Raw genomic sequence first — 26,691 nt, 5'->3', positions numbered from 1 at the left:
GAGCCGGGGGCGCGGGGAGCCCGTGTCCTCGTGCACCCGAGACAGAAGCGCCGGATCGGATTCCTGCACATCCGATCCGGCGCTTCGTCGTGCGGTCCGGTTCCCTGCCGGGCGGGGCGCCGGGCGGGGACCGCGTGCCGCGGGGCGGCGGGCACACGCGGTGGGAGGGCGGCGTCGTGCCTCAGCGGTGCTCGGGCGGGTCCGGCTCCACGTAGCTGTCCCGGGCGTAGTCGTAGGCCACGGGGCGGCCGTCCTCGTCCGTGCGCCGGTACCACGAGCTCATCCGCTCGCCGGTGGAGTCCACGTCGTGGCCCGCCGCCGCGGGCCCGGGCTCGTGGCGCACCTGCAGGGCGAAGTCGTCGCCGTGCTCGCCCATGCCCTGGCGCACGGCGTTCTCCAGTGCGGTGCGAGCGTAGCGGTGGCGCAGGCTCATGGGGTCGGTGGAGAGGTCCCGCAGGAACGCCGGGATCAGGGCCAGCAGGATGAGTGCGAACGGCAGGGCCGCCACGGTCACGAGGTCCTGGAGGCCCTGCACGGCATCGGCACCGCCCACCGCGAGCATCACGGCGGAGACGCCCGCGAGTGCGAGGCCCCAGAACACCACGATCCTGCGGTCCGGGACCGGCTTGCCCTGCTGGGACATGGACGCCATCACCAGGGTCGCGGAGTCTGCGGAGGTGACGAAGAAGATGGCCAGCAGCACCATCACGGCCACCGGGGTGAGCTGCGAGAGGGGCAGGGCGTCGAGCACCCGGAACAGCATGTCCTCGGGAGAGGCCGCTCCGGCGATGTCCGTGCCGGAGCGCTGCAGCCAGATGGCCGTGCCGCCGAAGATCGAGAAGGCCAGCACGCAGATCACGGTGGGAGCCAGCAGCACCACGCTCACGTACTGGCGCAGGGTGCGGCCTCGGGAGATCCGGGCCACGAACACCCCCACGAAAGGGGCCCAGGACACCCACCACGCCCAGTAGAACAGGGTCCAGGAGCGCATGAACTGCTCGGCCTCCGGGCCCCATGACGCGGAGAGGGAGAGCATCTGGAACATCTCCCCGAAGTATGTGCCCACCACGGAGGGGATGAAGTCCAGCAGGAACACGGTGGGTCCGGCCACGAACAGGAAGAACGCCAGCGCGGCGGCCAGCACCATGTTGATGTTGGACAGCCGGCGGATGCCCTTGGCCACCCCCGAGACGGCGGAGACCAGGAACACGCACGTGAGCACCGCGATGATCCCGATCAGCACACCGTTGCCCACCTCCCCGATGCCGGTGACGATCTGCAGCCCCCTTCCGATCTGCAGCGTGCCCAGCCCCAGGGAGGCGGAGGTGGCGAAGAGGATCCCCACGATCGCGAACATGTCGATGAGCCGCCCGCCCACGCTCAGGTGGGCCCGCTGCCCGAAGATCGCGGACATCAGCAGGGGCCGTCCGCGCCGGTAGGCGGCGTAGCCCACCGCGGCGCCCACGAGCGCGTAGATGGCCCAGGCCTGCAGCCCCCAGTGGAAGATCGTCTGGGCCATCGCCGAGTGCATCGCGTGGTAGCTCTCGGGCTCGGCGCGGCCCGGGGGCGGGCTCATGTAGTAGGACACGGGCTCGTACACGCCGAAGAAGATGAGCCCCACACCCATGCCCGCGGCGAAGAGCATCGCGATCCAGGAGCCCATGGAGTACGCGGGCGCTTCGTCGTCCTTGCCCAGGGGGATCCTGCCGTAGCGCGAGAAGCCCACGTAGAGCAGGAACAGCAGCACCACCGCGGCCAGCAGGGTGAAGATCCACCCGCCGTAGGTGACCACGGCGTCCAGCGCACCCTTGGACACGGTGGTCAGGGACTCGGTGGAGACCGCCCCCCACACCACGAAGCCGATGATCAGCGCACCGGCCACGCCGAAGGTGATGCGGTCGGTGCGGTAGCGCACCCGCTGCTCCTCCACGGACACCCCGGGCACCAGACCGGGATGGGTGTCGTGCGGGTAGCGGCTGCCGGCGGGCGGGTCCTGGCGGGGGAAGGAGCTCATGGGAACCTGCGTTCTGGGGCGGCGGCGCGCGGGTCGGGGCGCCCGGGCCGTTCCACTGTACCGGCCCGGCTCCGCACCCCCGCAGCCCCGGATCGGCCGGGGGTGAACGCACAGGTGGCCGGTACGCGAGAAGCGTTCAAAACATGTACCCTGGACTCACGAAAAACTGACAAGACACTCCGGGGCCGTTCTGTGTGCTCAACACGGCACCGCCCACCGGACACGAGACGCAGAGGGGGTCACGCCATGGGGCGCGGCCGTCAAAAGGCGAAGGCGACACGACAGGCGCGGGAGATCAAGTACTTCAGCCCGCAGACCGACTACTCGGCCCTGCAGCGCGAGCTGCGAGGCACGACACCGTCCTCCCGAGCCGTGGACCACGAGGAACGACCCGAGGACGAGGACGACTACTCGACCTACGTGGAGAAGTACTCCGACTACGACTGACCCGGCGTCCGGCGCGGTGAGCGCGCCGCTCGACTTCAGCACAGCAACGAACCGCCCACACCGCCGTGTGGGCGGTTCGTTGCGTACCGTCGGTCAGTCGGCGTAGTCGCCGGTCATCAGCACGCCGCCACCGGCCACGCCCTTGGCGCCCTGCACCCAGTCGGTGCCGTGCCGGGCGGCGTCCGGGTCCACGGGGCCCACACGGCCCATGACCCACGAGGGGAGACCGCGCTCGTTGAGGTGGGTCACGGCGGCGTCGGCCACTGCCGGGTCCACGATCGCGACCATGCCCACCCCGAGGTTCAGAGTGCGCTCCAGGTCCGGCTGCGGCACGTTGCCCAGCTCCGCCACCAGGCGGAAGACCGGCGGCAGGGACCACGTGGAACGGTCCACGGTGGCCTGCAGGTCCGCGGGGAGCACGCGGGCGAGGTTGGCCGCCAGGCCCCCGCCGGTCACGTGGGAGAAGCCGCGCACGCCATGGCCCGTGGCGCCGTCCTCCCCGTTGACGGGGAAGGTTCGGGCGAGGTCCAGGACGTCGGCGGCGTAGACGCGGGTGGGCTCCAGCAGCTCCTCGCCCAGGGTGCGGCCCAGCTCGCTGACCTGCCGGTCCAGCTGCCAGCCGGCCACGTTGATGACCCGGCGCACCAGGGAGTAGCCGTTGGAGTGCAGGCCGGAGGAGGCCATGCCGATGATGACGTCCCCGTCCTTCACGCGCTGCGGGCCGAGCAGCTCGTCGGCCTCGACCACGCCGGTGGCGGCGCCGGCGACGTCGTACTCGTCCACTCCGAGAAGGCCGGGGTGCTCCGCGGTCTCCCCGCCCACCAGTGCGGTGCCGGCGGCCTCGCAGGCGGCGGCGATGCCCCGCACGATGCCGGCGATGCGCTCGGGGACCACCTTGCCGGTGGCGATGTAGTCGGTCATGAACAGGGGCTTGGCGCCCACCACCACGATGTCGTCCACGACCATGCCCACGAGGTCCCACCCGATGGTGTCGTGGACGTCCAGGGACTGGGCGATTGCCACCTTGGTGCCCACCCCGTCCGTGGACGTGGCCAGGTACGGCTTGCGGTAGGCGGTGAGCTCCGAGACGTCGAAGAGACCCGCGAACCCGCCCACGCCGCCCACCACGCCGGGCGTGTGGGTGGCCTTCACTGCGGCCTTCATGAGCTCGACGGCGCGGTCCCCGGCGTCCACGTCCACACCGGCACTCGCGTACGTGACGGACTGGGGCTCGTGGGGCTGCTGGCTCATGCGCGGGTCTCCTGGGTGGCGGCGTCGTCGGGTCGGTCGGTGAGGGGCTCCACGAGGTCCGCGGAGGGCTCCGCGTGGGCACCGGGAGCCTCGAGGACGGCCTTGCCCAGGCGGTCCGCCTTGGGCAGCGCCGTGGGGTACTCGCCGGAGAAGCACGCCGTGCACAGGTTGCCGCGGGACTGCGCGGTGGCCTCGATCATGGCGTCCTCGGAGATGTAGCCCAGGGAGTCCGCGCCCAGGGAGGCGCGGACGTCCTCCACGGTGAGGCCGTTGGCGATCAGCTCGGCCGGGGAGGCGAAGTCGATGCCGTAGAAGCACGGCCACTTGATGGGCGGGGAGGAGATCCGCACGTGGATCTCCGCGGCCCCGGCCTCCCGCAGCATCCGCACCAGGGCACGCTGGGTGTTGCCGCGCACGATCGAGTCGTCCACGACCACCAGGCGTTTGCCGGCCACGATCGAGCGCAGGGGGTTGAGCTTGAGCCGGATGCCGAGCTGACGGATGGTGTCCGAGGGCTCGATGAACGTCCGCCCCACGTAGGAGTTCTTCACCAGGCCGTGGCCGAAGGGGATCCCGGCGGCCTCGGCGTAGCCGATCGCGGCCGGGGTGCCGGACTCGGGAGTGGGCATCACGAGGTCCGCGTCCACCGCGTGCTCCTGTGCGAGTCGGCGCCCCATCTCCACGCGGGACTCGTACACCGAGCGGCCGTTGATGGTGGTGTCCGGGCGCGCCAGGTACACGTACTCGAAGACGCACCCGGCGGGCGTGGGCTCCGCGAAACGGCTCGAGCGCAGTCCGTTCTCGTCGATCGCGATGAACTCCCCGGGCTCGACCTCGCGCACCAGTGAGGCGCCCACGATGTCCAGCGCGGCGGTCTCGGAGGCCACCACCCAGCCGCGTTCGAGACGGCCCAGCACGAGGGGGCGCACACCCAGCGGATCACGGGCGGCGTAGAGGGTGGTCTCGTCCATGAACGTGAGGCAGAACGATCCCACGAGCTGGGGGAGCAGCTTCATGGCTGCTTCCTCGAGCGAGTTGAGGGGGTGCTCGGCCAGCAGTGCCGTGATCAGGGCGGTGTCCGTGGTGTTGCCGCGCGCCATCTCGCCCCGGGACGGGAACCCGGACTTGTCCAGCAGCAGGTCGTAGAGCTCCGCGGAGTTCGTCAGGTTGCCGTTGTGCGCGAGCGCCAGGGTGCCGTGCGGCGTGGCCCCCAGGGTGGGCTGCGCGTTGGCCCAGTGGGAGGCGCCCGTGGTGGAGTACCGGGCGTGGCCCACGGCCAGGTGCCCCTTGAGGGTGTTGAGGGTGGTCTCGTCGAAGACCTGGGACACGAGCCCCATGTCCTTGTAGACCGAGATCCGCTCGCCGTCCGAGGTGGCGATGCCCGCGGACTCCTGCCCGCGGTGCTGCAGCGCGTAGAGACCGTAGTAGGTCAGCTTGGCGACGTCCTCGCCGGGAGCCCACACGCCGAACACGCCGCACGCGTCCTGGGGGCCTTTCTCACCGGGAAGAAGGTCATGGGAGAGTTTTCCGTCAGCTCGAACCACGAGAGACAGTGTCTCACGAGTGCGTGCGGTGCCCGCCTTCGTGAACGTCCTCGACCTCGGCGGACGCGTTCCGTGAGCGCTTCAACGAGACCCGGTCCAGCAGCAGGCCCACCACGGCACCCAGGGTGGCGCCCAGGATCAGGAACATCATGAGGAAGAAGCCGATGATCGCGGCGCGGGTGTAGGCGATCGAGCCCGGGCCGAGCGCCCCCACGAGGAGCCCCACGAGGGCGCCGACCGCGGCGCCGGTGGCCACGAACGCCAGGAGGTTGGGGGCGCGGCGCACCGTCACCTCCTGTGTCCGGGACACGGACGGCGGCTGGCGGTCGGGGGTTTCGGGTCTCGCGGAACTCATGGTCTCCAGGCTATCTCGCGTTCCGGGGACCGCGCGCCGAGCCCGCTGAGGGCGGGCTGGCGATCCGCTGGGAGTTGGTGTCACCCGAACAGCGGCAGCCACGCGCTGAGGTCCGTGCGGGTTCCCGACGCCGCCACGGTCCCCTCCGCGACCGCGTGCGCCCAGGTCTCGGCGCCCGTGGCGAGGGCCAGCCAGGTGGCCGCGTCCGTCTCCACCACGTTGGGCGGGGTGCCGCGGGTGTGCCGTGGTCCGGGGACGCACTGGGTCACGCCGAAGGGCGGCACACGCACCTCCACGGAGTTGCCCTCGGCCCGGGAGCCGAGCTCCTCGAGGCAGTAGCGCACCGCGGTGGCGGTGGTCCTGCGGTCCGCGTTCTCGGGGTCCCGGCGCCAGCGCGCGAGCGCGAGGGAGCCGTCCGCGGGGTCGATCCTGCGTCGCATGCCAGGGCTGTCCTTAGGCCATGAGGTCGAGCAGCGGCTGGGCGAGCTCGATGGCGCCCACCGGCTGCCCCGCCGCGGTGATGGGGTGCGTGACGCGCGCGAGGACGCGGTCGGCGTCGGCCCGGGAGATGGCGCCCGCGTGGACGAGGAGGTTGAGGCCCACCAGGGAGTTGGCGCGGGAGGAGCCGTCGAGCATCTTGATGGCCACGGACCAGCCGGAGCGGGTGCCGAGGCCCAGCACGCCCTCGGCGCCCAGCTTGGTGATGACGTCCAGCTCCTCCATGACCACGGTGTTGGAGCGGCCCGGACCCTGGACGTACTCGGGGTAGTCGAGCATGGAGGTGGCCACGGTGGCGGCGCGGGCGTCCGCCTGGATGTTGCGCGCGGCGCGGCCCAGGGTGGAGTACATGCGCGCCAGACCGGTCAGGGAGATGGCCGTGAGCGGCGCCCCGCAGCCGTCCGCCCCCAGGTGGGCCACGGTCTCGCCGGAGAACTCCTCGATGGTCTCCACCACGAGCTGCTGCAGCGGGTGGGCCGGTTCCAGGTAGGAGTCCGTGGGCCAGCCGTTGGTCACGCACGCGAGCAGGAAGGCCGCGTGCTTTCCGGAGCAGTTCATGCACATCCGGTTCTTGCCGCGCTCGGTGCGGATCAGCCACGCGCGGGTGTCCTCGTCCTCGGGCCAGTCCGGCGGGCACTGCAGGGCCTCGGGGCCCAGGTCTGCGGCCTTCAGGATGGAGCTCACGGCATCCAGGTGGTCGAACGTCCCGGTGTGCGACGCCGCCGCGATCGCCACCTGCTCGCCCCGCAGCGCCGCCCCGGCCTTCATGGAGGCGATGGCCTGGAACGGCTTGAGCGTGGAGCGGGGGAAGATCGTCTCCTCCGGGGCGCCCACGGAGAACGCCACGGACCCGTCCGGGGCGAGCACCACGGCGGAACCGCTGTGGCGGGACTCCACGTATCCGCTGCGCTGCACCACCGCGAGTTCGACGGCCTGGTCCGAGCTGAAAGTCTGCATGGCCCCAGTATGACAGCGGGCCTGGTGCCGCCGTTGCCCGCGTCGGGGCCCCTGCCGATACGCTGAGCGCGTGAAGGTTTTGGTGGTGGGCCCAGGCGGCCGCGAGCACGCGATGATCATGTCCCTGCTGCGGGACCCGCACGTCAGCGAGGTCCACGCGGCCCCCGGCAACGCCGGGATCGCGCAGGACGTCCCCGTGCACCCGCTCAACGCCCAGGACCCTGAGGCCGTCGTGGCGCTCGCGCGGGACCTGGCCGCGGACCTCGTGGTGGTCGGTCCGGAAGCGCCGCTCGTGGCCGGTGTCGCGGACGCCCTCACCGAGGCGGGGATCCCGGTCTTCGGCCCGTCCCGCGAGGCCGCCCGCATCGAGGGCTCCAAGGCGTTCGCCAAGGAGGTCATGGCCGCCGCCGGTGTCCCGACCGCGCGCGCCGTCGCCACCTCGGACCTCGCCCGGGTGCGCGAGGCCTTCGAGGAGTTCGGCGCGCCCTACGTGGTCAAGGACGACGGGTTGGCCGCGGGCAAGGGCGTGGTGGTCACGGAGGACCGGGACCGCGCCGAGGCGCACGCCCGGGAGTGCCTGGACGCCGGCGGATCGGTGCTCGTGGAGGAGTTCCTGGACGGCCCCGAGGTCTCGCTCTTCGTGCTCAGCGACGGCACCCACGTGGTGCCCCTGCAGCCCGCGCAGGACTTCAAGCGCGTGCGGGACGGGGACCAGGGCCCCAACACCGGCGGCATGGGCGCCTACACGCCGCTGGACTGGCTGCCCGAGGGGTTCACCCAGGAGGTCGTGGACCGCGTGGCCCGCCCCGTGGTGGACGAGCTGCGACGCCGCGGCACCCCGTTCACGGGCGTGCTCTACTGCGGTCTGGCCGTGACCTCCCGGGGCACACGGGTCATCGAGTTCAACGCGCGCTTCGGGGACCCCGAGACCCAGTCCGTCCTGGCCGTGCTGCAGACGCCGCTGGGTCAGCTGCTGCTCGACGCCGCCCGGGGACGCCTCGACGAGGACCGGGCCCTCGAGTGGGCGCCCGGGGCGTCCGTGACGATCGTGCTCGCCGCGCACAACTATCCCGGTGCCCCGCGCAAGGGGGACGTGATCACCGGACTCGAGGACGCCGCCCGCGAGGCGGACACCTGGGTGGTCCACGCAGGCACGGACCGCAACGAGGCCGGTGAGCTGGTCTCCGCCGGCGGCCGGGTGCTCGCCGTGGTGTCCCGCGGCGCGGACCTGCGGCAGGCGCGGGAGCGCGGTTATCGTGGGATGGAGCACATCACCCTGGACGGATCGCACTACCGCACGGACATCGCGCTCGCGGCGTCCGAGGGGCGGATCGAGACCCCGGTGACCCCGGCGGCGTCGTCCCCCGGGGCGGAGCACGCACCAGCGGTGGACGGACGGCCCGCGGCGGACGCGGCAGAGGAGCAGGCATGAGCGAGCACGGCACACCCCGCGAGATCCCCGGCTGGAAGCACGTCTACTCGGGCAAGGTCCGGGAGCTGTACGTTCCGGACGAGTCCCGCCTGGCGGCCACGGGAGCCGCCATCCACGACGACGCCGAGTACCGCGCGGGCGCCGTGCTGGTGGTCGCGAGCGACCGGATCTCCGCGTTCGACCAGGTGCTGCCCACCGCGATCCCCGACAAGGGCACGATCCTCACGCAGCTGTCCCTGTGGTGGTTCCAGCAGCTGGACGGGATCCCCAACCACATCCTCTCCACGGACGTCCACGAGTCCGTGCGCGGGCGCGCCGTGGTGTGCAAGAACCTCTCGATGTTCCCCGTGGAGAACATCGTGCGCGGCTACCTCACCGGCTCCGGGCTCAAGGACTACCGGGCCACGGGCGCGGTGTGCGGGATCGAGCTGCCGGAGGGGCTGCAGGACGGCGACCGCCTGGAGCAGCCCATCTTCACGCCCACGGGCAAGGCCGAGCTGGGTGAGCACGACGAGCCCATCACCTACCGGGAGATGGCCAACGTGGTGGGCAACTCCGTGGCGGACCGGCTGCGGGAGCTCTCCCTGAAGATCTACACGCGTGCCGAGCGGATCGCCCGTGAACGGGGAATCATCGTGGCGGACACCAAGGTGGAGTTCGGCCTGGACTCCTACCGCGGGGCCATCACCCTGGGGGACGAGGTGCTGACCCCGGACTCCTCGCGGTTCTGGGACATGGAGACCTACAAACCGGGCCGCTCCCAGCCGTCCTTCGACAAGCAGTACGTGCGTGACTGGCTCCGCTCGGACGCCTCCGGCTGGGACGGCCACGGGCCGGTCCCCGCGCTGCCCGAGGACGTGGTGGTCAAGACGCGCGAACGCTACGTGGAGGCCTACGAACGGCTCACGGGTCGGGCGTTCGACCCCCGCGGCGGCTTCTTCGAGGTGACGGGCCCCGCCGACGCCTGAGCCCCGCGCGCAGGCGGGGGAGAGCGGCGTCGGTCTCTCGGGCCTCGGCGTCAGCCGTTCCAGCGGGCGCGGGCCATGTCCACCTGCACCCAGTGCGCGGAGGTGGTTCTGAGGGCCGTTCCCTCACTCTCGTAGTGCCCTCGCGCGGCGATCTGCAGCCGGTCCGGCAGAGTGCCGTCGGCCCGCACCACGCGCCACCACGGCACGTCCTCGCCGGCCTGGCCCAAGCTCATGATGCGCGCCGCCAGCCGGGGGCTTCCGAGCTGCGCCAGCTCGGCCACGTCCCCGTAGCTGAGCACGGTCCCGGACGGGATGCCCAGCACGACGCCGCGCACGGCCCCGACCGCAGCCTCACCGCGGCGGGTCTGCTCCGCGCCTGGTCCGCTCACGCGACGGGGATCCGCACGTCCAGGTGCCACACGTGGTTCTGCGGGCCGTAGTCCACCTGGCCGTTCAGCAGGGCCACGCGTTCCCTAATGCCCCGCAGACCGAAGCCGGAGGCCAGTTCGTGGCGCTCCGGGTCCGCGGCACCCTGAGACACCCGGTTCTGGGTGTGGATGCACACGGCAGAGTCCTGCACGCCCAGCCGCACCAGGCAGGGTGACCCCGCGGGCGCGTACTTGATCATGTTGGTGGATGCCTCCTGCAGCACCCGGGCCGCGGTGCCGCGGATGGACGTGGGGATGTCGTCCACGCCCTCGCCCACCTCGAACTCCGGCACCAGTCCCGCCTGGCGCAGGCTCGACTCGAGGGTCCGGACCACGCCGTGCAGGGAACCGGTGGTCAGGCCCGAGGCGCTGCCCCGATCCTCGGCGGCCTCCCCGGCGTCATCGGCGCCGGGGGAGTCCCGCAGGATGTGCAGCAGCGTGCGCAGCTCGGTCAGCCCGGAGCGGGCCGCGGCGTCCATGGTGTCGATGGTGCGGTGCAGCTCGGCGGGATCGGTCTGCCGCTGGGAGCCTGCGGCCTGCATGGTCACGAGGGTCAGTTCGTGGGCCACGACGTCGTGCAGGTCGCGTGCCAGGGCCAGCCGCTCCTGCTCCCTCAGCCGCTGGTGCGTGGCCTCCATGACGGCGAGCCGTCGGGTGTTGAGCCGGTACTGCCCCAGGAAGAACCGCACGGCCACGCCGATCAGCGCGGCGATGCCCAGGGGGATGCCGAGTGCCCAGAAGAAGTCCGAGCTCTCCAGCACCCAGGCCGTCACCGCCACCCAGGCGGCGGTCACGGCAAGGTGAGCGACCAGTGCCGCGCGGCCGAGCATGGCCACGGCGCCGACCATCACCACGCACCCGCACAGCAGGGCCACGGAGTACTCGTCCAGCACCAGGCACAGGGCGTAGGAGGGGACGATGGCCAGGGCGCTCGCCGCGGCGGACCACGCGAGCAGCGCGACCGCGCCGTAGCTCAGGACGATCCACGCCGAGACCAGGGCGGCCGTGGTCGGATCCAGCTCCGCCCAGTGCAAGGCGTGAAGGTCGTCGAATGCCGCCACCGCGGCGAACAGCACCAGGGCGATGCGCAGCCAGCTGGGCAGCCCACCGCCCCGTGCTATGTGGACCCCGTCCGTCACGGCGGGGGCGGAACTCACCGGGGGTTGCAGTAAATGGGGAAGAAGCGGCAGAGCGCGCTGCCCGGTCCGCGCACCGAGTCACCGGAGGAGACCGCCAGGGCGGGTCCCGCGGAGGCGAAGAGCATGGAGAACACGAGGGCGGCGGCAGCGGCCGCGCGGAGAGGAGAGGTGCGGCGGGCGGGTGAGGCCGCGGCGTCGAGAGCCTGCGAATACTGAGTCATGTGCGCAAGTTTATGATCGTTTCATGGATTTGTGCAGGCTTCTTTTGGTGGACGACCATCCGCTCATGCGGGACGCCCTCGCGAACCTCTTCCGCGCCGAGCCGGGGTTCGAGGTCGTGGGGGAGGCCTCCGAGGGTGCCGAGGCGGTCGCGGAGAGTCTGCGGCTGTCCCCCGACGTGGTGCTCATGGACATCCGCATGCCCGGGATGGACGGGATCGAGGCCACACGCCAGATCGTGGCGCAGTGCCCGGACACCCGGGTGCTGGCGCTGACCACGTTCTCCACCCTCGAGTACGTGGTTCCGGCGCTGCGCGCGGGCGCTTCCGGCTACCTGGTCAAGGACGCCCGGCACGACGACATCGTCTCGGCCGTGACCCTGATCCGCGACGACGAGCTGGCCCTGTCCCCGTCCGTGGCGAACTCCCTGGCCAACAACGTGCTGGGCGACGTCCCCGTGCCCTCCGTGCGGCGGGGACGCGGCCGTGGGGCCCTGACCCAGGCGGCGATGTCCCCGCCGCCGGGCCCGCACCCCGGCGCGCCCAAGCTCACCCCGCGCGAGCAGGAGACGCTGGAGTGGATCGCCAAGGGGCTCAACAACGCGGAGATCGCCGAGCGGATGACCGTGTCCCACGGCAGCGTGAAGGCCTACGTGTCCCACCTGTGCGAGAAGCTCGCCGTGCGGGACCGGGTGCAGGTGCTGATCTCCGGCATCCAGTGGGGTCTCGTGCACCCCGAGCTGGACACGGACTCCGCCCCGGGGCCGCGGTGATTCACAGACGGTGCCCAGCTTCGGCGCGCAAGTCTGGCCGAATGGCCATGGTGGCTCGGGGTCCTCGTACGGCAGAGTGGTTTGTGGACATCGGATGAGATGTCCACGCGCTCCGGTGGGGCGGACGGTTGTACGGCGTTCGCATCCCCGACGGAGCGGACCGCTGGGTTCGCAGCGGGGGTTCTCGTGTCCCCTGTGTGACCGAACGAGTTCCGTGAGGCCTGGATCACCTCACGTGCAGCTCCGAGGATCCCCGCTGCGTCAGCGGTCCAGGGCAGACACGAGCCTGGCCCCGGCGTCCTTCGACCAGGGGGCGTCGGGGTTCTTCTGTGCCCTGCTCCCTCCGGTTCAGCGACCGCGGCCCGCGGGCTGCTCCGTGACTCGGGCCGCATCCGGTGCGTGTCCGTAGAACCACATGATGTGCTCACGCAGCAGCCGTGCTGCACGTTCCCCGTCCCGGGCTCGCGTGGCCCGGTGGATCGCCCGGTGCTGCTCCTGCAGCCGCTCCCGGATGCCCGGCCAGTCGGACGTGGCCGCCACGGTCTCCTGGACGTAGCCGATCGTGGCCTCCCGCAGCGACGCCATGATCGTCTCGAGCACCACGTTGCCGCCCAGCGAGGCCAGGTGCAGGTGGAACTGGGCGTCCAGGGCGTGGAACTCCTCGTTCCCCACCTCCGGGTCCTCCATGCGGTCCAGCATCTGCTCGGCCTCCGCGAGCACGCGGTCCCGTTCCCCGGTCTCCGACGACGCCGCGTCCAGGCTGGACTGCGTCTCCAGCAGGATGCGGGTGCTCACCACGTCTGCCACCGGCAGGGAGCGGGTGGCGATGTGCATCCGCAGCGCCCAGCCCAGGGCCGCCGAGGGATCCGAGATGACAGTGGCGCCGGACTGCGGACCCGATCCGGTGGCGGTGCGCACCAGCCCCATGGCGGCGAGGATTCGCACGGCCTCCCGCACCGACGCCCGCGAGATGCCGAAGTCCTCGGCCAGGGCGCGCTCGGCGGGCAGCTTGTCGCCCACGCGCAGACCTCCCGAGCGCAGCTGCTGCTCGAGCCAGTCCAGCACCACCGTGTAGGCGGGTGCAGTGCTCATGGTTCCTCCCCGGATCCTGACGTGCGATGGCCCGCCACCGCGAGCTGCGGTGGCGGGCCGAGACCGTTCACTGTACTCGGCCGTCTCAGGCCGCCGGCAGCATCCATGCGAGCACGTTCGACTGCAGGAACACCAGGCAGCACAGCGCGAGCAGCATGCCCAGGGACCACGGGAGCACGGAGCGGAAGATCTGCGACTCCTTGCCCTGCATCCCCACGGCCGAGGACGCGATGGCCAGGGACTGGGGCGAGATCATCTTGCCCACCACACCGCCGGACGTGTTCGCCGCGGTCATCAGGTACGGGTCCAGCCCGGAGCCCAGGGCCGCGGTCTTCTGCAGGTTGGCGAACAGGGCGTTGGCGGAGGTGTCCGATCCGGTCACGGCCGTGCCCACCCAGCCCAGCACGGGGGAGAAGAAGGCGAACGCCCCGCCGAGTCCCGCGACGAACGTGCCGATCGCCAGGGTCTGGCCGGAGAAGTTCATGACGTAGGCCAGGGCCAGGACCGACATGATGGTCAGGGCGGAGAAGCGCATCTTCCAGAAGCAGCGGCCGATCTCCGCCAGGGCGTCGCCGATGTTCAGGCGGAACGTGCCGTGGTGGTTGAACACGGCGTAGACCACGGCCACCACCAGGCCGGTGAACAGCAGCAGCGTTCCGGGGCTCGAGAGCCACTGGAACGTGTAGACGGTCCCGGAGATGGGGTCCCCCTGGGCGTTGACCAGGTGGCCGTGCAGGCCGGGCCAGGGGATCTTCACGTCAGTGGAGGCGAGGGCCTTGGGGATGCTGACCCCCGCGGTCCAGAGCTTGGCGATCCCGAAGACCACCACCACGAGCACGTAGGGCAGTACGGCCATCCACACGCGTGCCGGCGTGAGCACCGCCGCGTTCTCGGGGCGGGTGACGCCCAGGTCCGCGCGCACCTCCTCCGCGCCCTTGGGCCGCCAGAAGCGCATGAGGACCACGATGGCCGCGAGGCCCACCAGCGAGGCCACCACGTCCGTGAGCTCGTAGGAGAAGTGGGTGGCGCACCACCACTGGGCCACGGCGAAGCTGCCGCCCACCACCAGCGCGGCGGGCCAGGCCTGCTTGAGGCCCCGGGCGCCGTCGACGATCATCAGCAGGAAGAACGGAACCACGAACGCGAAGAACGGGGCCTGGTGTCCCACCACCGCGCCGATGTGCGCGGGATCCAGGTCCGTCAGGGTGCCGGCCGTGGTGATGGGGATGGCGATGGCGCCGAAGGCCACGGGGGCGGTGTTGGCGATCAGGACCAGGGTGGCCGTCTTGAGGGGCTTGAGACCCAGCGCCAGGATCATGGTGGCCGTGATGGCCACGGGAGCACCGAAGCCGGCGAGGGCCTCCAGCAGGCCGCCGAAGCAGAAGGCGATCAGCATGGCCTGGATGCGCAGGTCGCCGCCGCCGATGGTGTCGAAGATCGTGCGCAGGTCCTCGAAGCGGCCGGACAGCACGGTCACCTGGTAGAACCACAGGGCCATGACCACGATCCACACGATGGGGAACAGGCCGTAGACGGCGCCCTGGGTGGCAGTCAGCGCGGCGAGCTGGGCCGGCATGCCGAAGCCGAAGACCGCCACGAGCAGGGCCACGGCGAGCGAGGTCAGCCCCGCCACGTAGGCGCTCGCCTTGAAGGCGAGCAGCATCACGAAGAAGGTCAGCAGGGGCAGGCAGCCGACCAGGGCTGACCAGCCCACGCTGCCCGCCACGGCATCGGTGGCGGCGGTGAATGTGTTCACGGGTTCTCCAAGGGGTGGGGCCGGATCGGAACCGTGGTTCCCGGATCGAGGGGGCGGTCCCGGCGGGCGGTGTGCGTTGTGTCCGGGACGGGTCGTACGATGAGTGGTCAGACCACAGTGGTCCGACCACACAGCGTACATGATCCATGTCACACGGTGAAGGAGTCGCGCACCCGCGGGTGCGGGCCCCACGTGCCCCTGCGGTGAACTGTCCCGGGGTGGGTTGCGCGTTGTTGTGACCGGACTCACGGGCGTAGCCTGGTCTGGCCACAGAGATGGACCGGGGCACAGCATGACCGGCGCAGACGGTTGGGAGACCACACACATGAGAATCGCGCTCTTCGCCACGTGCATCGTGGACGCCATGTACCCCAAGGTGGCGCTGGCCACCGTGCGGATCCTGGAGCGGCTGGGGCACGAGGTCGTGTTCCCCCAGGGGCAGGGCTGCTGCTCGCAGATGCACGTCAACAGCGGGTACTTCCAGGACGCCGTGCCGGTCATCCGCAACCACGTGCGCGCCTTCACCAGCGTGGACTACGACGTCGCCGTGGCACCGTCCGGCTCGTGCGTGGCCTCCCTGGGCCACCAGCAGCCCATGGTCGCCCGCGAGTGCGGTGAGGACGCCCTGGCGGAGGACGCCGAGATGGTCGCCGGGAACACGTACGAGCTCTCCGAGCTGCTCGTGGACGTGCTGGGCGTGACCGACGCCGCCGAGCAGCTGGGCTCGTACTTCCCGCACCCCGTGACGTACCACCCCTCGTGCCACGGCATGCGGCTGCTGGGGCTCGGGGACCGCCAGAAGGACCTCGTGCGCTCCGTTGCGGACATCGAGTTCCACGAGCTGCCGGACGCCGAGGAGTGCTGCGGCTTCGGCGGCACCTTCTCCTTCAAGAACCCGGACGTCTCCGGTGCCATGGCGGACGCCAAGCTCGACAACATACGCGGCTCCGGCGCCTCGCTGTGCACCGGCGGGGACGCCTCCTGCCTGATGCACCTGGGCGGAGCCGCCTCCAAGCGCAAGGTGGACGTCCAGACCGTCCACTTCGCGGAGATCCTCGCGTCCACCCGGTCCAACCCGCTGCACGTGGAGGGTCCCGTGGAGCTGTCCATCCCCCAGCCCGGCCGCCGCTCGGCGAGCCCGGCCACCACGGCAGGAGCCACTCGATGAGCGTCACGTCCCTCGGCATGCCCGCAGTGCGCCCCGTGCACGGGCAGGGCAACCTGCACGCGCAGGTGGCGTTCCCCAAGGCCGCCAAGAAAGAGCTGCAGAACGAGCAGATGCGGGCCAACATCCGGCACGCCACCCACACCATCCGCGCCAAGCGCGCCGGCGTGGTGGGGGAGGTTCCGGACTGGAGCGAGCTGCGCGACGCCGGCTCCGCCATCAAGGAGACCGTGATGGCGCACCTGCCCGAGCTGCTCGAGCAGTTCGAGGCGAACGTGACGGCACGCGGCGGCGTCGTCCACTGGGCCCGGGACGCGGACGAGGCGAACGCCATCGTGACGCGCCTGGTCCAGGAGCAGGACACCACGGACGTCATCAAGGTGAAGTCCATGGCCACCCAGGAGATCGGGCTGGACGAGCACCTCTCCGAGCACGGGATCACCGCCACGGAGACGGACCTGGCCGAGCTCATCGTGCAGCTGGGGCGGGACAAGCCCTCGCACATCCTGGTGCCCGCGATCCACAAGAACCGCGAGGAGATCCGCGAGATCTTCAGCCGTGAGATGCCCGGTGTCACGGACGAGCTCACGAGCGAGCCCCGAGTCCTCGCGGAGGCGGCCCGGCAGCACCTGCGGGAGAAGTTCCTGACCTCCAAGGTGGCCATCAGCGGCGCGAACTTCGGCATCGCGGACACCGGCACCCTGTCCGTGGTGGAGTCCGAGGGCAACGGCCGCATGTGCCTCACCCTCCCCGAGACGCTCATCACCGTGATGGGCATCGAGAAGCTGCTGCCCACCTACCAGGACCTCGAGGTGTTCTTCCAGCTCCTCCCGCGCTCCTCCACGGGTGAGCGCATGAACCCGTACACCTCCCTGTGGACGGGCGTGACCCCGGGGGACGGCCCCAAGAACTTCCACGTGGTGCTGCTGGACAACGGCCGCTCCGCCGTGCTCTCGGACCCCAAGGGGCGCTCCGCGCTGCACTGCATCCGCTGCTCGGCGTGCCTGAACGTGTGCCCGGTGTACGAGCACGCGGGTGGCCACTCCTACGGCTCCACCTACCCCGGTCCCATCGGGGCGATCCTCTCGCCGCAGCTCACGGGCATCACGTCCGAGAAGAACGCCTCCCTGCCCTACGCGTCCTCGCTGTGCGGTGCGTGCTACCAGGTGTGTCCCGTGAAGATCAACATCCCGGACATCCTGGTGCACCTGCGGGACGAGGACATCCGCACCCAGCACGGTGAGCGCGTGGACCGGGCCGAACCGGCTCCCGCCACCGAGGACCCGGCCGTGGGTGGCGCCGATGACTGGCGCGAGGAGAAGTCCCTCACCGCGGACGAGGGCCAGGGCGGTCAGGACTCGGCGCCCTCCGAGGGATCCCTGTCCCAGCTGGGCTCGCGGGCGCGCCGCGCCGGGCGCCGGATGCGCCGGGCCGTCCCCTCCCGAGGACTGCCCACGCAGATGGACGCGATGATGAAGGGCGCGTCCTTCGTGATGTCCTCCGGTCAGCGGATGTCGCTCGTCGAGCGCGGGCTGCCCATGGGCCGACTGGTGGCGGGCCGCGACCACGCCATCGGCTGGCTGCCCGGCATGGTGGGCGGCTGGACCGACGAGCGGGACATCCCCGAACCGCCCAAGGAGTCCTTCCGCAACTGGTGGAAGAAGCACGAGGGGGAGACCGACGAGCGCCTCGCACGCGACGGTGCCCCGGCGGCGTCCGGCCTGCAGCGCAGCGGTGACGAACGCGCGGAGGGCAGCGCGGCGGCGTCGGCCATCCCGGACGCTCCCGCGGCCGAGGACGCGGCCAAGGCCTCCCGTGTGGCGGAGACCGCCGCCGGCACGGGCGACGACGCGGCCACCCCGGGTGCCGGTCCCGACGCCGTGGCCGGGGGCCAGCAGGAGGCCACGGGCGATCCGCACGAGGACAACATCGACGCCCCCAACGGCCACGCCGAGCGCGGGGACCAGAACGGAGAGCAGGCATGAGCGCGGACGCCAAGACCGAGATCCTGGAGCGGCTCCACGGCGCGCTCTCCGACCGTCCGCAGGCCCCCGAGGTCCCCCGGGACTACCGGCACACCTCGGAGCTCTCGCGCGACGAGATCGTCGACATGCTCGAGGACCGGCTGCTGGACTACAAGGCCAACGTGTACCGGGAGACGGCGGGGACGGTGGCGCAGCGCATCGCCACGCAGCTGGGGGCGTCCGCGCGCTACGTGATCCCCGAGGGGCTGGACACCGCGCTGCTCCCGGAGGAGACCGCGGCGCGCCGGGCCATCGTGGATCCCAACGACGGTCGCAAGGCCTCCGCGCTGACCGTGCGGGACCTCAACCGGGTGGACGCCGTGGTGACCTCCTCCACGGTCTCATGCGCGCAGACGGGCACCATCTTCCTGTCCGGGCGCCCGGACGAGGGCCGCCGCGCCATCACCCTGGTGCCGGACCACCACATCTGCGTCGTGCCGCTGGACTCCGTGGTGGAGCTGATCCCCGAGGCCATGGCCCGCGTGGAACCCACCGCGCCCACCACCATGATCTCGGGCCCGTCCGCCACGTCGGACATCGAGCTCGAGCGCGTGGAAGGTGTCCACGGGCCGCGCACGCTGGACGTGATCCTGCTGGGCTGACGGTCTGACCGGTCGACGGGCCCGCGCAGCAGCGCCCCGGGGCCCCGCCCCGGGGGACCCACCCACGAGCTGATGCCCAGGTTCACCCCGAGGGATTAAGTGCAGATATTGCCATTTACCAACCGGTAGATGGCAATATCTGCACTTTTTTCTGCGTGGACGCAGGGCGGTGCTGACGGTGCGCCAGGCTGGTGAGGTGCGGGAGGGGAACAAGGCGCTCGCGGCGCGTGGCCCCTGCACTGCTCAGTAGCGCGGCTGCGAGGGGTCCACGTCCTCGATCCACGCGAGGATGCCACCGTCCAGGTGCTTGAGGTCGTCCTCCCGCAGGGCATAGTCGGCTCGCAGGGCCGCGAGGGCCCGAGCTGAGCGGACCCCGGCCTTGCAGTGCAGGACAACGTCCCCCTCGGTGCCCGCGGGCAGCGCCCGCACGCCGTCGGCGAGCAGCCGGTCCAGGGGCACCGCAACGGATCCGGGGATCGAGACCAGCTGCCGCTCCCAGTCCTCGCGCACGTCCACGAGCGTGAAGGCGGTCTCGCCGCGCTCGCGGGCCTCCAGCAGCCGGGCGAGTTCGGTGGCGTCCACGGTCTCGACGGCGCTCGGTGCGGCCGGCGGGGTGCCCACCCCGGCCTCGGGGGCAGCGGGCGAGACGTCCCCGCGGTCCGCCGCGTCGTCGCCGGGGGAGGGAAGGCCGCACGCCACGAAGACCTGCGAGAGGTCGGTCACGGGCTTGCGCTCCGGGTCCGGCAGGACGGTGAGGGTTCGCCACGTCTGGGCGAGCGCGTCGTGGACAAGGACCCGGCCCACGAGGGGCGCGCCCAGGCCGGTGAGGAGTTTGAGGGCCTCGGTGGCCATCACGGAGCCGATGGTTGCGGGCAGGACGCCCAGCACCCCGCCCTCCGCGCACGAGGGGACGGAACCGGCCGGGGGAGCCTCCGGGTAGAGGTCCCGGTACACCGGTCCGCGGCCCGCCCAGAACACCGAGACCTGGCCGTCGAAGCGCAGGATGGAGCCCCACACCACGGGGATCCCGGTGAGCTCGGCGGCGTCCGCCACGAGGTAGCGGGTGGCGAAGTTGTCCGCGCCGTCCAGCACCAGGTCGTAATGCCCCAGGATCTCCAGGGCGTTCCCGGTGCTGAGCCGGGTGTCGTGGGTCCGCACGGTGACCAGCGGGTTGAGGCGGGCCACGGCGTCCGCGGCGGAGTCCACTTTGGGCCGTCCCACGTCCGCCACGGTGTGGATCACCTGGCGCTGCAGGTTGGAGACGGACACGACGTCGTCGTCCACGACGCCCAGGGTTCCCACACCGGCGGCCGCGAGGTACTGCAGTGCGGGTGCGCCCAGGCCGCCGGCGCCGACCACGAGCACGCGCGCGTTCTTGAGCCGACGCTGTCCCTCCGGGCCGAAATGCGCAAGCGTGAGGTGGCGCGAGTACCGTTCGAGCTCCTCGCGGGTGAGGTCTGCGGCCGGTTCCACCAGGGGGTCGAACGGGGAGGGAGCACTCATCGGGTGACGTCCCCCGCGGCCTCGGCCACGGACCGGGCGGGCCAGTCCCCGCGGGGGGCGTCCTCGCCCGCACCGATTCGGCCGGCCATGGGCGAGGAGGCCAGAGCATGGGTTCGGCGTGCAATGCGTCCCGCGCCGCGCGCGAGCAGACCAGCCTGCACGGCGTGCTTCATGGCGTGCGCCATGGCCACGGGGTCCTGGGCGCGGGTCACCGCGGAGGCGAGCAGCACGGCGTCGCACCCGAGCTCCATGGCCAGCGCCGCCTCGGACGCCGTGCCGATGCCGGCGTCCAGCACCACGGGCACGCCGGCACGCGAGGCGATCAGCTCGATGTTGTGGGGGTTCAGGATGCCGAGTCCCGTACCGATCGGTGCACCCAGGGGCATCACGGCGCTGGCCCCGGCGTCCTCGAGGCGCAGCGCGAGCACGGGGTCGTCGGACGTGTACGCGAAGACCTTGAAGCCACGCCGCACGAGCTTCTCGGTGGCGTCCAGCAGCTCCACGCCGTCCGGCAGCAGGGTGTCCTCGTCAGAGATGATCTCCAGCTTGACCCAGTCCGTCTCCAGCGCCTCGCGTCCGAGTTCCGCGGTCAGCAGCGCGTCCCGGGCCGTGTAGCACCCGGCGGTGTTGGGCAGCACCCGGATGCCGTGGCGGCGCAGGATCCCGTACAGGCTGTCCTGCGGCGCCCCTGACGACGCCGCTCCTCCCGTCCCGCGGCTGCCTCCCGTTCCGTGCGGGGCGCCTCCGTCCGCCCCCGCTCCGGAGCCACCGGGAACGGAGGTGGCACCCGGCCGTGACGGCCCGGGGGAGAAGCGCCGCAGGGCCACCGTGGTCAGCTCGGTGCCGGAGGCCAGCAGGGCGCGCTCGAGCATGGCGAGGTCCGTGAGACCGCCGGTGCCCATGATGAGCCGTGAGGTCAGCTCCACCCCGGCCACCGTCAGCGGCGTTGTGCCCAGATCCGTGTCCGTCATGCTCAGCCTCCCTGCACCGCGGTGACGACCTCCACGGACTGCCCCGGTGCCACGGCGGTGGTGGCCCACAGGGAGCGGGGGACCACGGTGTCGTCCACGGCCACGGCGATCCCCAGGGGGTGCCCGCCCGCGGCGGTGCCCTGGGGGGTGATCTCCCGGCCGGTCAGCTGGGCCACCGCATCGGTGAGGGTGAACCCCTCTCCAACTTCCACAGGGGAGCCGTTGATGCTCGCGGTGCCCGGACCGGCGTGGTGCCGCGGTGCGGGAGGCTCGCCAGTGGCGGGCACCGGTCCTCCGGTGTCCGGAGAACCGGGCTCGGCGCCGGCCTCTGGTGTGTGCGGTGCAGGGGCGCTCATGCGAGTCCTCCCGAGAAGTCGGTGGTGTCGTGCAGGTCGTCGTTCGGGCGGGAGTGCCGCCCCGGATCCGTGGCGGCGAGGAACTCCACGTCCCGCTGGTGGTCCACGGCGGGGTCCAGGATCCCGGTCACGCGCTCCGCCGCCAGACGCGAGGCCACCGGGGTCAGCAGGATGCCGTGGCGGAAGTGCCCGGTGCTGATCACCAGCCCGGCCGCGGAGGTGGTCCCGAGGTAGGGGAGGTCGTCCGGGGTGCCCGGGCGGGCCCGGGCCATCATCTCCAGGACGTCGCAGTCGTCGATCGCGGGAACCACCGCGCGGGCGTCCCGCAGGAGCTGGTGGACGCCTCCGGCCAGCACCGACTCCCGGCCGTCCTCGCGGTTGGTGGCACCGACCACCAGGGTGCGGTCCACGCGCGGGACCATGTAGACCGGGCGGCCCATGACCTGGGCGCGCACCGTGCGGGTCAGCAGGTGCTCCTCACCGGGTCCCAGCACGGAGTCGGGGACGCGCAGCCGCAGGATGTCACCGAACACGGGTCGCAGCCGCAGCTCCAGGTCCTCGGGCAGCCCGCCCATCGTGTTGGCCGTGAGCCCCGAGGCCACCACCACCGCGTCCGCGGGGATCCTCTCACCGTTGTCCAGGAGCACACCCTCCACCCTGCGGGGGCCCTTGCGGGGGACCTGCACCGACTCCACCCGGTGGGTCAGCCAGGTGGCCGGGCCGGCATCCGCAGCGCCCTCGAGCGTCTCGGCGTGCGGTGCGTTGAGGGCCTCGACCATGGCGGCGGCCAGCATCCGCGGGTCCACCTGACGGTCGGAGACAATGCGCACGGCACCCCCGAGCCTGGGGGCAAGCGCGGGTTCCATGGAGCGGGCCTCGCGCGTGGAAATCTCCTCCACGTCCATGCCCGAGGCGATCTGGTGGGAGGCGAGGTCGGAGAGGGACCGGGCGTCCGCGGCGTCGGCGGCGACCACCAGCGTCTCCTCGGTGCGGTATCCCGTGGCGAGTCCCGTGGCCGCGGCCACGCGCTCCACGAAGCCGGGGTACTCCTCGGCGGACGCGCGCATCAGGGGGTAGAGCCGCTCCTGGCCGTACTGGGTCTCCGCGACGGGCGCCAGCATCCCCGCGGCGGCGCGTGTGGCGCCCCACGCGGGCTGGGGATCGGCCACGGTGACGGCGGCCCCGCGGCGTCGCAGTTCGAGCGCTGTGGCCAGGCCGATCAGACCGGCCCCGGCCACTACCACGTGGGCGGGCGTGTTCTCGGGCATCTCTTCCTCCCTCCGGCGGCATGATCCGCATCAGGTGACCGGTCGGCGGCTCACGCCCTCTCAGCCCGCTGCGGTGGTCCGTGCGGACGGGTGCGGGCTCCCGTGGAGCTCGTCGGACGGCGCGGTGGGTGGCGGCCGGACGACGCCGCCAGTCTAGTCCTCCCCGTGGCCCCCGTCCCCGGGGAATTCGCGGGGAGCAGATCGCTCGCCGCGCGCCCAGTGCCGGTTCGTGCCACGATGGCGGCATGGCACGCATCGAGGACCAGGGACGACGACGCCGAGAGAAGCTGCGGGACGCACGGCTCTACGTGTGCGTGACCGCGCGGCGGGAACGCGGTGACCTGCGGGAGTTCCTGCACGCCGCGTACGAGGGTGGGACGGACATCATCCAGCTGCGGGACAAGACGCTCGAGGCGGCCGCGGAGATCGAGGCCATCGAGGTGCTCGCGGAGGTCGCCCGTGAGCACGGCAAGCTCTTCGCGGTGAACGACCGCGCGGACGTGGCCCTTCTGACCGGCGCGGACGTGTTCCACGTGGGCCAGGGGGATCTCACCACGCAGCAGGCCCGCACGGTGCTGGGCCCTGACGTGGTGCTCGGCCGCTCGTGCCACTCGCCCGCCCAGGTGGACGCCGCGCTCGCGGATCCCGGGCTCGACTACTTCTGCACCGGACCGGTCTGGGAGACCCCCACCAAGCCGGGACGGGCCGCGGTGGGCCTGGAGCTGCCCCGCTACGCCGCGGAGCACGCCGGGGACACGCCGTTCTTCGCGATCGGGGGTGTCGACGCCGCCCGGCTCCCCGCCGTGCTCGGCACCGGGGCCTCGCGCATCGTGGTGGTGCGGGCGGTCACCGAGGCCGCCGATGTCACCGCCGCCGCGCGCGAACTCCGGGACGCGCTGCCCGCCTGAGCAGGGAGGCGGCACGACGCGTCGTCGCCCCGGGGGTCCCTGCCCGCGGGTCGACGACGGGAAGAGGTGAGGGTGGCTGTGCGTGTGGAAGAACCGGGGCCGGAGGTCAGGCATGCCCCACGCACTGACTGGGATGCTGCTCGCACCACGGGGTGACGCCCGGCAGGCGGCCCCGGTGGGTGGCCACCCACCGGTAGACGACCTCCTGGGTGCGGCCCACCAGCGGCAGGCCGTGGAACGCTGCGAAGCAGCGCGTGCCCAGGGCCGCGTCGAGGATGTCTGCGACAGCCCGTGCGCCGCTCACCGCGTGCCCGCCCGTGGCCTGCGGGTCTCCGTACCCGGCCCCGAGATCTGCGGGCCCCGGCGTGCCCGGTGGTACAGCGTCAGCTCGCGGACCGTGGCAGGCAGTGACCGGGGCCCCGCCCCCGCGCGGCCGCCGCGCAGTGTGCAGGGGGTTGTCCCCGGCCTGGGGGACCGCCCAGACCGAGGCGTCGCACTGCTGCGGGGTCAGGCCGAAGCGCTCCGGCACGCCCGGGTGCTGCCACGCGTGCAGCTCGATCCGTCCGTGGCGGTCCAGGTGTTCCACCCAGCCCACCGCGCGGGTGCAGAAACCGCACCGGCCGTCGAAGACCACGTGCAGCCGGGTGCTCACAGGACCACGCTCCCCGAGACGCACACCGTGCAGTGCCCACCCATGCGCACGGCACCCGTGGCATCCGCGCTCACGCGGACCAGCCCTCGACGACCCATCCGGGTGCCCTGACGTGCGGTGTAGTCCTGCGGGGCGCGGCCGGTCCGCACGAGCCACTGCGCGAGACCCGCGTTGAGGCTGCCGGTCACGGGGTCTTCGTACCCAGCGGCCCCGGGCACGAACGCGCGCACCTCGAAGCGGTGCTCCGCGACCTCGGGAGCGGGGCCGAGCACCCCCACCTTGTGCGCACCGAGCGCGGCGAAGGTGGGTTCCAGTGCGAGCACCTCGTCCGCGGAGCGGAGAAGCAGCGCGGCCCACCCGGGGCCGTTGTCCACCCACTGGTGCGCCACCACCTGGCCCGGGTCCAGGCCCAGCCCGGTGGTGATCGGCTCCAGCACGTCCGGCGCGAGGTCCCCCGAGCGGAGGGTGGGCGGGGCCTCGAAGGCGAGGGCGGCGTCGTCGTCCGTGGGGTGGACGCGGACCAGGCCCGCGGCGCACTCCTGGACGATGACGTCACCGCGCGGCGTGTTCCCTGCCGCGAGCCACGCGCGGGTCGAGCCCAGGGTGGGGTGGCCCGCGAAAGGCAGCTCGCGGTCGGGCGTGAAGATGCGCAGCCGGTAGTCCGCCTCGGGGGAGGTGGGCGGCAGCACGAACGTGGTCTCGGAGAGGTTGGTCCAGTTCGCGAACCGTGCCATCTGCTCGTCCGTGAGGTCCGCGCCGTCCAGGACGACGGCCACGGGATTGCCCAGGAAGGGCTCGGCGGAGAACACGTCCACCTGGGCGAACGGGCGGGAACGGGATGCGGAGGTCATGCCCCGATTCCACCACGCGGCCCCGACGCGGGGACGGGCATGAAAAAATCCCCTTGCTCCGGTTGCGGAGGAGCAAGGGGATTTCGGTCGGGATGACAGGATTTGAACCTGCGACCTCGTCGTCCCGAACGACGCGCGCTACCAAGCTGCGCCACATCCCGGAAGTTGCACGGGCGGACCCGCGAACAACTGCTTCAGCATAGCGTCAGGGTCCGGAGAATGTGAAATTTCCCCGCGCCGCCCCGGTAGCCTCGCTGGTATGGAGAACCCCGCCGTGACGGCCGTCACCCCTCGCACGTGGTGGCGCGTGGGCGCGGCCATGTTCACCGTGGGGTTCGGTGCCAACCTTTTCGCCCCGATGCTCGAGGTCTACCGCTCGCAGGACGGGCTCAGCGAGTCCTTCGTGACCGGGATGCTGGGGATCTACGCGGCGGGCCTCGTGCCTGCGCTGCTCGTGCTCGGCCCGGTCTCCGACCACCGGGGCCGGCGCGCCGTGATGCGCCCCGCGCTCGCGGTGGTCCTCGTGGCGTCCCTGGTGCTCGCGGCGGCGTCCCACACCACGGACTGGCTGCTGTACGCGGGCCGCTGGATCATGGGCTTCGGCGTGGGGATGGCCATGGCGTCCGGGTCCGCGTGGGTCAAGCAGCTGAGCACCGACCGCCCGGGTGCCGGGCCCCGGCGGGCCACCGTGGTGCTCTCCGCGGGCTTTGGTGCCGGGCCGCTCGCGGCCGGGCTGCTCGCGCAGTTCCTGCCCGCGCCGCAGGTCACCCCGTTCGTGGTGCACGTGGTCCTCACCGTGGTGGCCGCGGTGCTCGTGTGGAACGTCCCCGAGACGCAGCCACCCGCGAGCGGCCCGCGCCCGTCACGGCCCCTGGTTCCTGCCGTGGCGCGCACATCCCGGTTCTTCTGGGTGGTCGCGGCGTGGGCGCCGTGGGTGTTCGGCACGGCGACGATTGCCTTTGCGAGCATCCCGTCCTTCCTGCTCAGCACCGTGCGCTGGCCCGTGGCCTACCTGGGCGTCGTGGCCGCTGCCGTGATGTTCACGGGCGTGCTGGTGCAGCCGCTCGCGGCGCGGCTCGCGCGCCACGGGTGGCTCCCGCTGTCCGTCACCGGGCTCGGCGCGGCGAGCGTGGGCCTGGTCCTCGGCGCGCTGACGGTGACCTGGCACTCGAGCTGGCTCGCGGTTCCCACGGCCGTGGTGCTGGGCGTGAGCTACGGGTTCATGATGGTGGCCGGGCTGCGCGAGGTGGAGCTCATGGCCCGCCCGCACGAGCTCGGGGCGCTCATCGGCGTGTTCTACACCCTCACCTACACGGGTTTCGCGGTGCCGTTCGTGCTGTCGCTCGTTGCGCCGGCCGTGGCCCGCTGGGCGGGGGTGGAGCCCACCACGGGCTTCGTGTGGTGCCTGCTCTTCGGCGTGCTGGTGTGCGCGGCCTCCGCGGTCCCGGTGGCGCGCGCCGCGGCACGGGGTGTCCCGGATCCGGGCACGACGCCGCCGCGCGCCTGAGCCGCGTCCGTC

Annotated in this window: 26 protein-coding genes, 1 tRNA gene and 1 riboswitch; of the genes, 9 read left to right on the top strand and 18 right to left on the bottom strand. The window is 72.1% G+C overall.

Annotated elements, in window-relative coordinates; translation table 11 throughout:
- Positions 1-181: 181 nt before the first annotated feature.
- Entirely contained in the window at positions 182-2,014 is a 1,833-nt protein-coding gene (locus tag HMPREF2833_RS05720; RefSeq protein WP_070636934.1) for a BCCT family transporter, read from the bottom strand.
- 246 nt (positions 2,015-2,260) lie between these two features.
- Between HMPREF2833_RS05720 and HMPREF2833_RS05715 the strand changes: the two genes are divergently transcribed.
- The gene (locus HMPREF2833_RS05715) at positions 2,261-2,461 is read left to right on the top strand and encodes a DUF3073 domain-containing protein (protein ID WP_019310020.1); all 201 of its coding nucleotides are present in this window, start codon (positions 2,261-2,263) and stop codon (positions 2,459-2,461) included.
- A 93-nt stretch (positions 2,462-2,554) separates the two neighbouring features.
- Here HMPREF2833_RS05715 and purM read toward each other — a convergent pair whose 3' ends face one another.
- The 5 genes from purM to HMPREF2833_RS05690 form a co-directional block, all read right to left on the bottom strand.
- Positions 2,555-3,712: a phosphoribosylformylglycinamidine cyclo-ligase gene (gene purM, locus HMPREF2833_RS05710; RefSeq protein ID WP_070636933.1), complete on the bottom strand. Its 1,158-nt coding sequence runs from the start codon at positions 3,710-3,712 to the stop codon at positions 2,555-2,557.
- Entirely contained in the window at positions 3,709-5,256 is a 1,548-nt protein-coding gene (gene purF / locus HMPREF2833_RS05705) for an amidophosphoribosyltransferase (RefSeq protein ID WP_019310022.1), read from the bottom strand. The genes purM and purF overlap by 4 nt, the downstream gene beginning before the upstream one ends.
- 13 nt (positions 5,257-5,269) lie before the next feature.
- On the bottom strand, positions 5,270-5,611 hold the full coding sequence (locus HMPREF2833_RS05700) for a DUF2273 domain-containing protein (protein WP_070636931.1): 342 nt from the start codon (positions 5,609-5,611) through the stop codon (positions 5,270-5,272).
- A gap of 80 nt (positions 5,612-5,691) precedes the next feature.
- Positions 5,692-6,051: a sterol carrier family protein gene (locus tag HMPREF2833_RS05695; RefSeq protein ID WP_070636929.1), complete on the bottom strand. Its 360-nt coding sequence runs from the start codon at positions 6,049-6,051 to the stop codon at positions 5,692-5,694.
- 13 nt (positions 6,052-6,064) lie between these two features.
- Positions 6,065-7,066 carry an asparaginase gene (locus tag HMPREF2833_RS05690; RefSeq protein WP_070636927.1) on the bottom strand — a complete coding sequence of 334 codons (1,002 nt, stop codon included), beginning with the start codon at positions 7,064-7,066 and terminating at the stop codon, positions 6,065-6,067.
- 70 nt (positions 7,067-7,136) lie between these two features.
- On the opposite strand from HMPREF2833_RS05690, the gene purD reads away from it, so the two are divergent.
- Both purD and HMPREF2833_RS05680 read left to right on the top strand, forming a co-directional pair.
- The gene (purD, locus tag HMPREF2833_RS05685) at positions 7,137-8,498 is read left to right on the top strand and encodes a phosphoribosylamine--glycine ligase (protein WP_070636925.1); all 1,362 of its coding nucleotides are present in this window, start codon (positions 7,137-7,139) and stop codon (positions 8,496-8,498) included.
- On the top strand, positions 8,495-9,466 hold the full coding sequence (locus tag HMPREF2833_RS05680; RefSeq protein ID WP_070636923.1) for a phosphoribosylaminoimidazolesuccinocarboxamide synthase: 972 nt from the start codon (positions 8,495-8,497) through the stop codon (positions 9,464-9,466). The genes purD and HMPREF2833_RS05680 overlap by 4 nt, the downstream gene beginning before the upstream one ends.
- 50 nt (positions 9,467-9,516) lie before the next feature.
- On the opposite strand, the gene HMPREF2833_RS05675 is transcribed toward HMPREF2833_RS05680, so the two are convergent.
- Genes HMPREF2833_RS05675 through HMPREF2833_RS05665 form a run of 3 tightly spaced genes read right to left on the bottom strand, consistent with a single transcriptional unit; the run spans position 9,517 to position 11,254 of the window.
- Entirely contained in the window at positions 9,517-9,855 is a 339-nt protein-coding gene (locus HMPREF2833_RS05675; protein ID WP_019310028.1) for an MGMT family protein, read from the bottom strand.
- The gene (locus HMPREF2833_RS05670) at positions 9,852-11,051 is read right to left on the bottom strand and encodes a sensor histidine kinase (RefSeq protein WP_246829084.1); all 1,200 of its coding nucleotides are present in this window, start codon (positions 11,049-11,051) and stop codon (positions 9,852-9,854) included. Before HMPREF2833_RS05670 ends, HMPREF2833_RS05675 begins: the two co-directional genes overlap by 4 nt.
- The gene (locus HMPREF2833_RS05665) at positions 11,048-11,254 is read right to left on the bottom strand and encodes a hypothetical protein (protein WP_070636919.1); all 207 of its coding nucleotides are present in this window, start codon (positions 11,252-11,254) and stop codon (positions 11,048-11,050) included. Before HMPREF2833_RS05665 ends, HMPREF2833_RS05670 begins: the two co-directional genes overlap by 4 nt.
- Positions 11,255-11,277: 23 nt before the next feature.
- Here HMPREF2833_RS05665 and HMPREF2833_RS05660 point away from each other — a divergent pair, with 23 nt between their 5' ends.
- Complete coding sequence (locus HMPREF2833_RS05660; protein ID WP_070636917.1) at positions 11,278-12,024, top strand: response regulator; 747 nt, start codon at positions 11,278-11,280, stop codon at positions 12,022-12,024.
- A gap of 348 nt (positions 12,025-12,372) precedes the next feature.
- Here HMPREF2833_RS05660 and HMPREF2833_RS05655 read toward each other — a convergent pair whose 3' ends face one another.
- Together HMPREF2833_RS05655 and HMPREF2833_RS05650 are read right to left on the bottom strand one after the other, a co-directional pair.
- Complete coding sequence (locus HMPREF2833_RS05655; protein WP_070636915.1) at positions 12,373-13,116, bottom strand: FadR/GntR family transcriptional regulator; 744 nt, start codon at positions 13,114-13,116, stop codon at positions 12,373-12,375.
- 85 nt (positions 13,117-13,201) lie between these two features.
- Positions 13,202-14,872, bottom strand: coding sequence for an L-lactate permease (locus HMPREF2833_RS05650; RefSeq protein ID WP_047978355.1), 1,671 nt, complete (start codon positions 14,870-14,872; stop codon positions 13,202-13,204).
- 325 nt (positions 14,873-15,197) lie between these two features.
- Between HMPREF2833_RS05650 and HMPREF2833_RS05645 the strand changes: the two genes are divergently transcribed.
- From HMPREF2833_RS05645 to HMPREF2833_RS05635, 3 genes are read left to right on the top strand one after another with little or no spacing between them, the layout of a single operon-like run.
- Entirely contained in the window at positions 15,198-16,040 is an 843-nt protein-coding gene (locus tag HMPREF2833_RS05645; protein WP_035885182.1) for a (Fe-S)-binding protein, read from the top strand.
- Positions 16,037-18,022 (top strand): LutB/LldF family L-lactate oxidation iron-sulfur protein, encoded by a 1,986-nt coding sequence (locus tag HMPREF2833_RS05640; RefSeq protein WP_070636913.1) that lies wholly within the window; start codon positions 16,037-16,039, stop codon positions 18,020-18,022. The genes HMPREF2833_RS05645 and HMPREF2833_RS05640 overlap by 4 nt, the downstream gene beginning before the upstream one ends.
- Positions 18,019-18,663 carry a LutC/YkgG family protein gene (locus HMPREF2833_RS05635; RefSeq protein WP_070636911.1) on the top strand — a complete coding sequence of 215 codons (645 nt, stop codon included), beginning with the start codon at positions 18,019-18,021 and terminating at the stop codon, positions 18,661-18,663. The genes HMPREF2833_RS05640 and HMPREF2833_RS05635 overlap by 4 nt, the downstream gene beginning before the upstream one ends.
- Positions 18,664-18,906: 243 nt before the next feature.
- On the opposite strand, the gene moeB is transcribed toward HMPREF2833_RS05635, so the two are convergent.
- The 4 genes from moeB to thiO all read right to left on the bottom strand — a co-directional run bounded on the left by moeB (position 18,907) and on the right by thiO (position 22,761).
- Complete coding sequence (gene moeB / locus HMPREF2833_RS05630) at positions 18,907-20,166, bottom strand: molybdopterin-synthase adenylyltransferase MoeB (protein ID WP_070636909.1); 1,260 nt, start codon at positions 20,164-20,166, stop codon at positions 18,907-18,909.
- Positions 20,163-21,137: a thiazole synthase gene (locus tag HMPREF2833_RS05625; RefSeq protein WP_070636907.1), complete on the bottom strand. Its 975-nt coding sequence runs from the start codon at positions 21,135-21,137 to the stop codon at positions 20,163-20,165. Before HMPREF2833_RS05625 ends, moeB begins: the two co-directional genes overlap by 4 nt.
- 2 nt (positions 21,138-21,139) lie before the next feature.
- Complete coding sequence (thiS, locus tag HMPREF2833_RS05620; protein WP_371441073.1) at positions 21,140-21,493, bottom strand: sulfur carrier protein ThiS; 354 nt, start codon at positions 21,491-21,493, stop codon at positions 21,140-21,142.
- On the bottom strand, positions 21,490-22,761 hold the full coding sequence (gene thiO / locus HMPREF2833_RS05615; protein ID WP_070636903.1) for a glycine oxidase ThiO: 1,272 nt from the start codon (positions 22,759-22,761) through the stop codon (positions 21,490-21,492). The genes thiS and thiO overlap by 4 nt, the downstream gene beginning before the upstream one ends.
- Positions 22,752-22,874: riboswitch (TPP riboswitch) on the bottom strand. It overlaps the preceding gene by 10 nt.
- A 132-nt stretch (positions 22,875-23,006) precedes the next feature.
- On the opposite strand from thiO, the gene thiE reads away from it, so the two are divergent.
- Positions 23,007-23,669, top strand: coding sequence for a thiamine phosphate synthase (gene thiE / locus HMPREF2833_RS05610; RefSeq protein WP_070636901.1), 663 nt, complete (start codon positions 23,007-23,009; stop codon positions 23,667-23,669).
- Positions 23,670-23,775: 106 nt separating this feature from the next.
- Here thiE and HMPREF2833_RS05605 read toward each other — a convergent pair whose 3' ends face one another.
- The 3 genes from HMPREF2833_RS05605 to HMPREF2833_RS05595 form a co-directional block, all read right to left on the bottom strand.
- The gene (locus tag HMPREF2833_RS05605; RefSeq protein WP_070636900.1) at positions 23,776-24,321 is read right to left on the bottom strand and encodes a thiol-disulfide oxidoreductase DCC family protein; all 546 of its coding nucleotides are present in this window, start codon (positions 24,319-24,321) and stop codon (positions 23,776-23,778) included.
- The gene (locus tag HMPREF2833_RS05600) at positions 24,318-25,172 is read right to left on the bottom strand and encodes a PhzF family phenazine biosynthesis protein (RefSeq protein ID WP_070636898.1); all 855 of its coding nucleotides are present in this window, start codon (positions 25,170-25,172) and stop codon (positions 24,318-24,320) included. The genes HMPREF2833_RS05605 and HMPREF2833_RS05600 overlap by 4 nt, the downstream gene beginning before the upstream one ends.
- 87 nt (positions 25,173-25,259) lie before the next feature.
- Positions 25,260-25,333, bottom strand: a tRNA-Pro gene (locus HMPREF2833_RS05595).
- 98 nt (positions 25,334-25,431) lie between these two features.
- On the opposite strand from HMPREF2833_RS05595, the gene HMPREF2833_RS05590 reads away from it, so the two are divergent.
- Positions 25,432-26,679: an MFS transporter gene (locus tag HMPREF2833_RS05590; protein ID WP_070636896.1), complete on the top strand. Its 1,248-nt coding sequence runs from the start codon at positions 25,432-25,434 to the stop codon at positions 26,677-26,679.
- Positions 26,680-26,691 lie beyond the last annotated feature (12 nt).

It is taken from the genome of Kocuria sp. HMSC066H03 (assembly GCF_001812045.1).
Taxonomy (GTDB): Bacteria; Actinomycetota; Actinomycetes; order Actinomycetales; family Micrococcaceae; genus Kocuria; species Kocuria rhizophila.
Note: the sequence above shows the minus strand (reverse complement) of the source record. Positions and strands in the feature narration are given on the sequence as shown.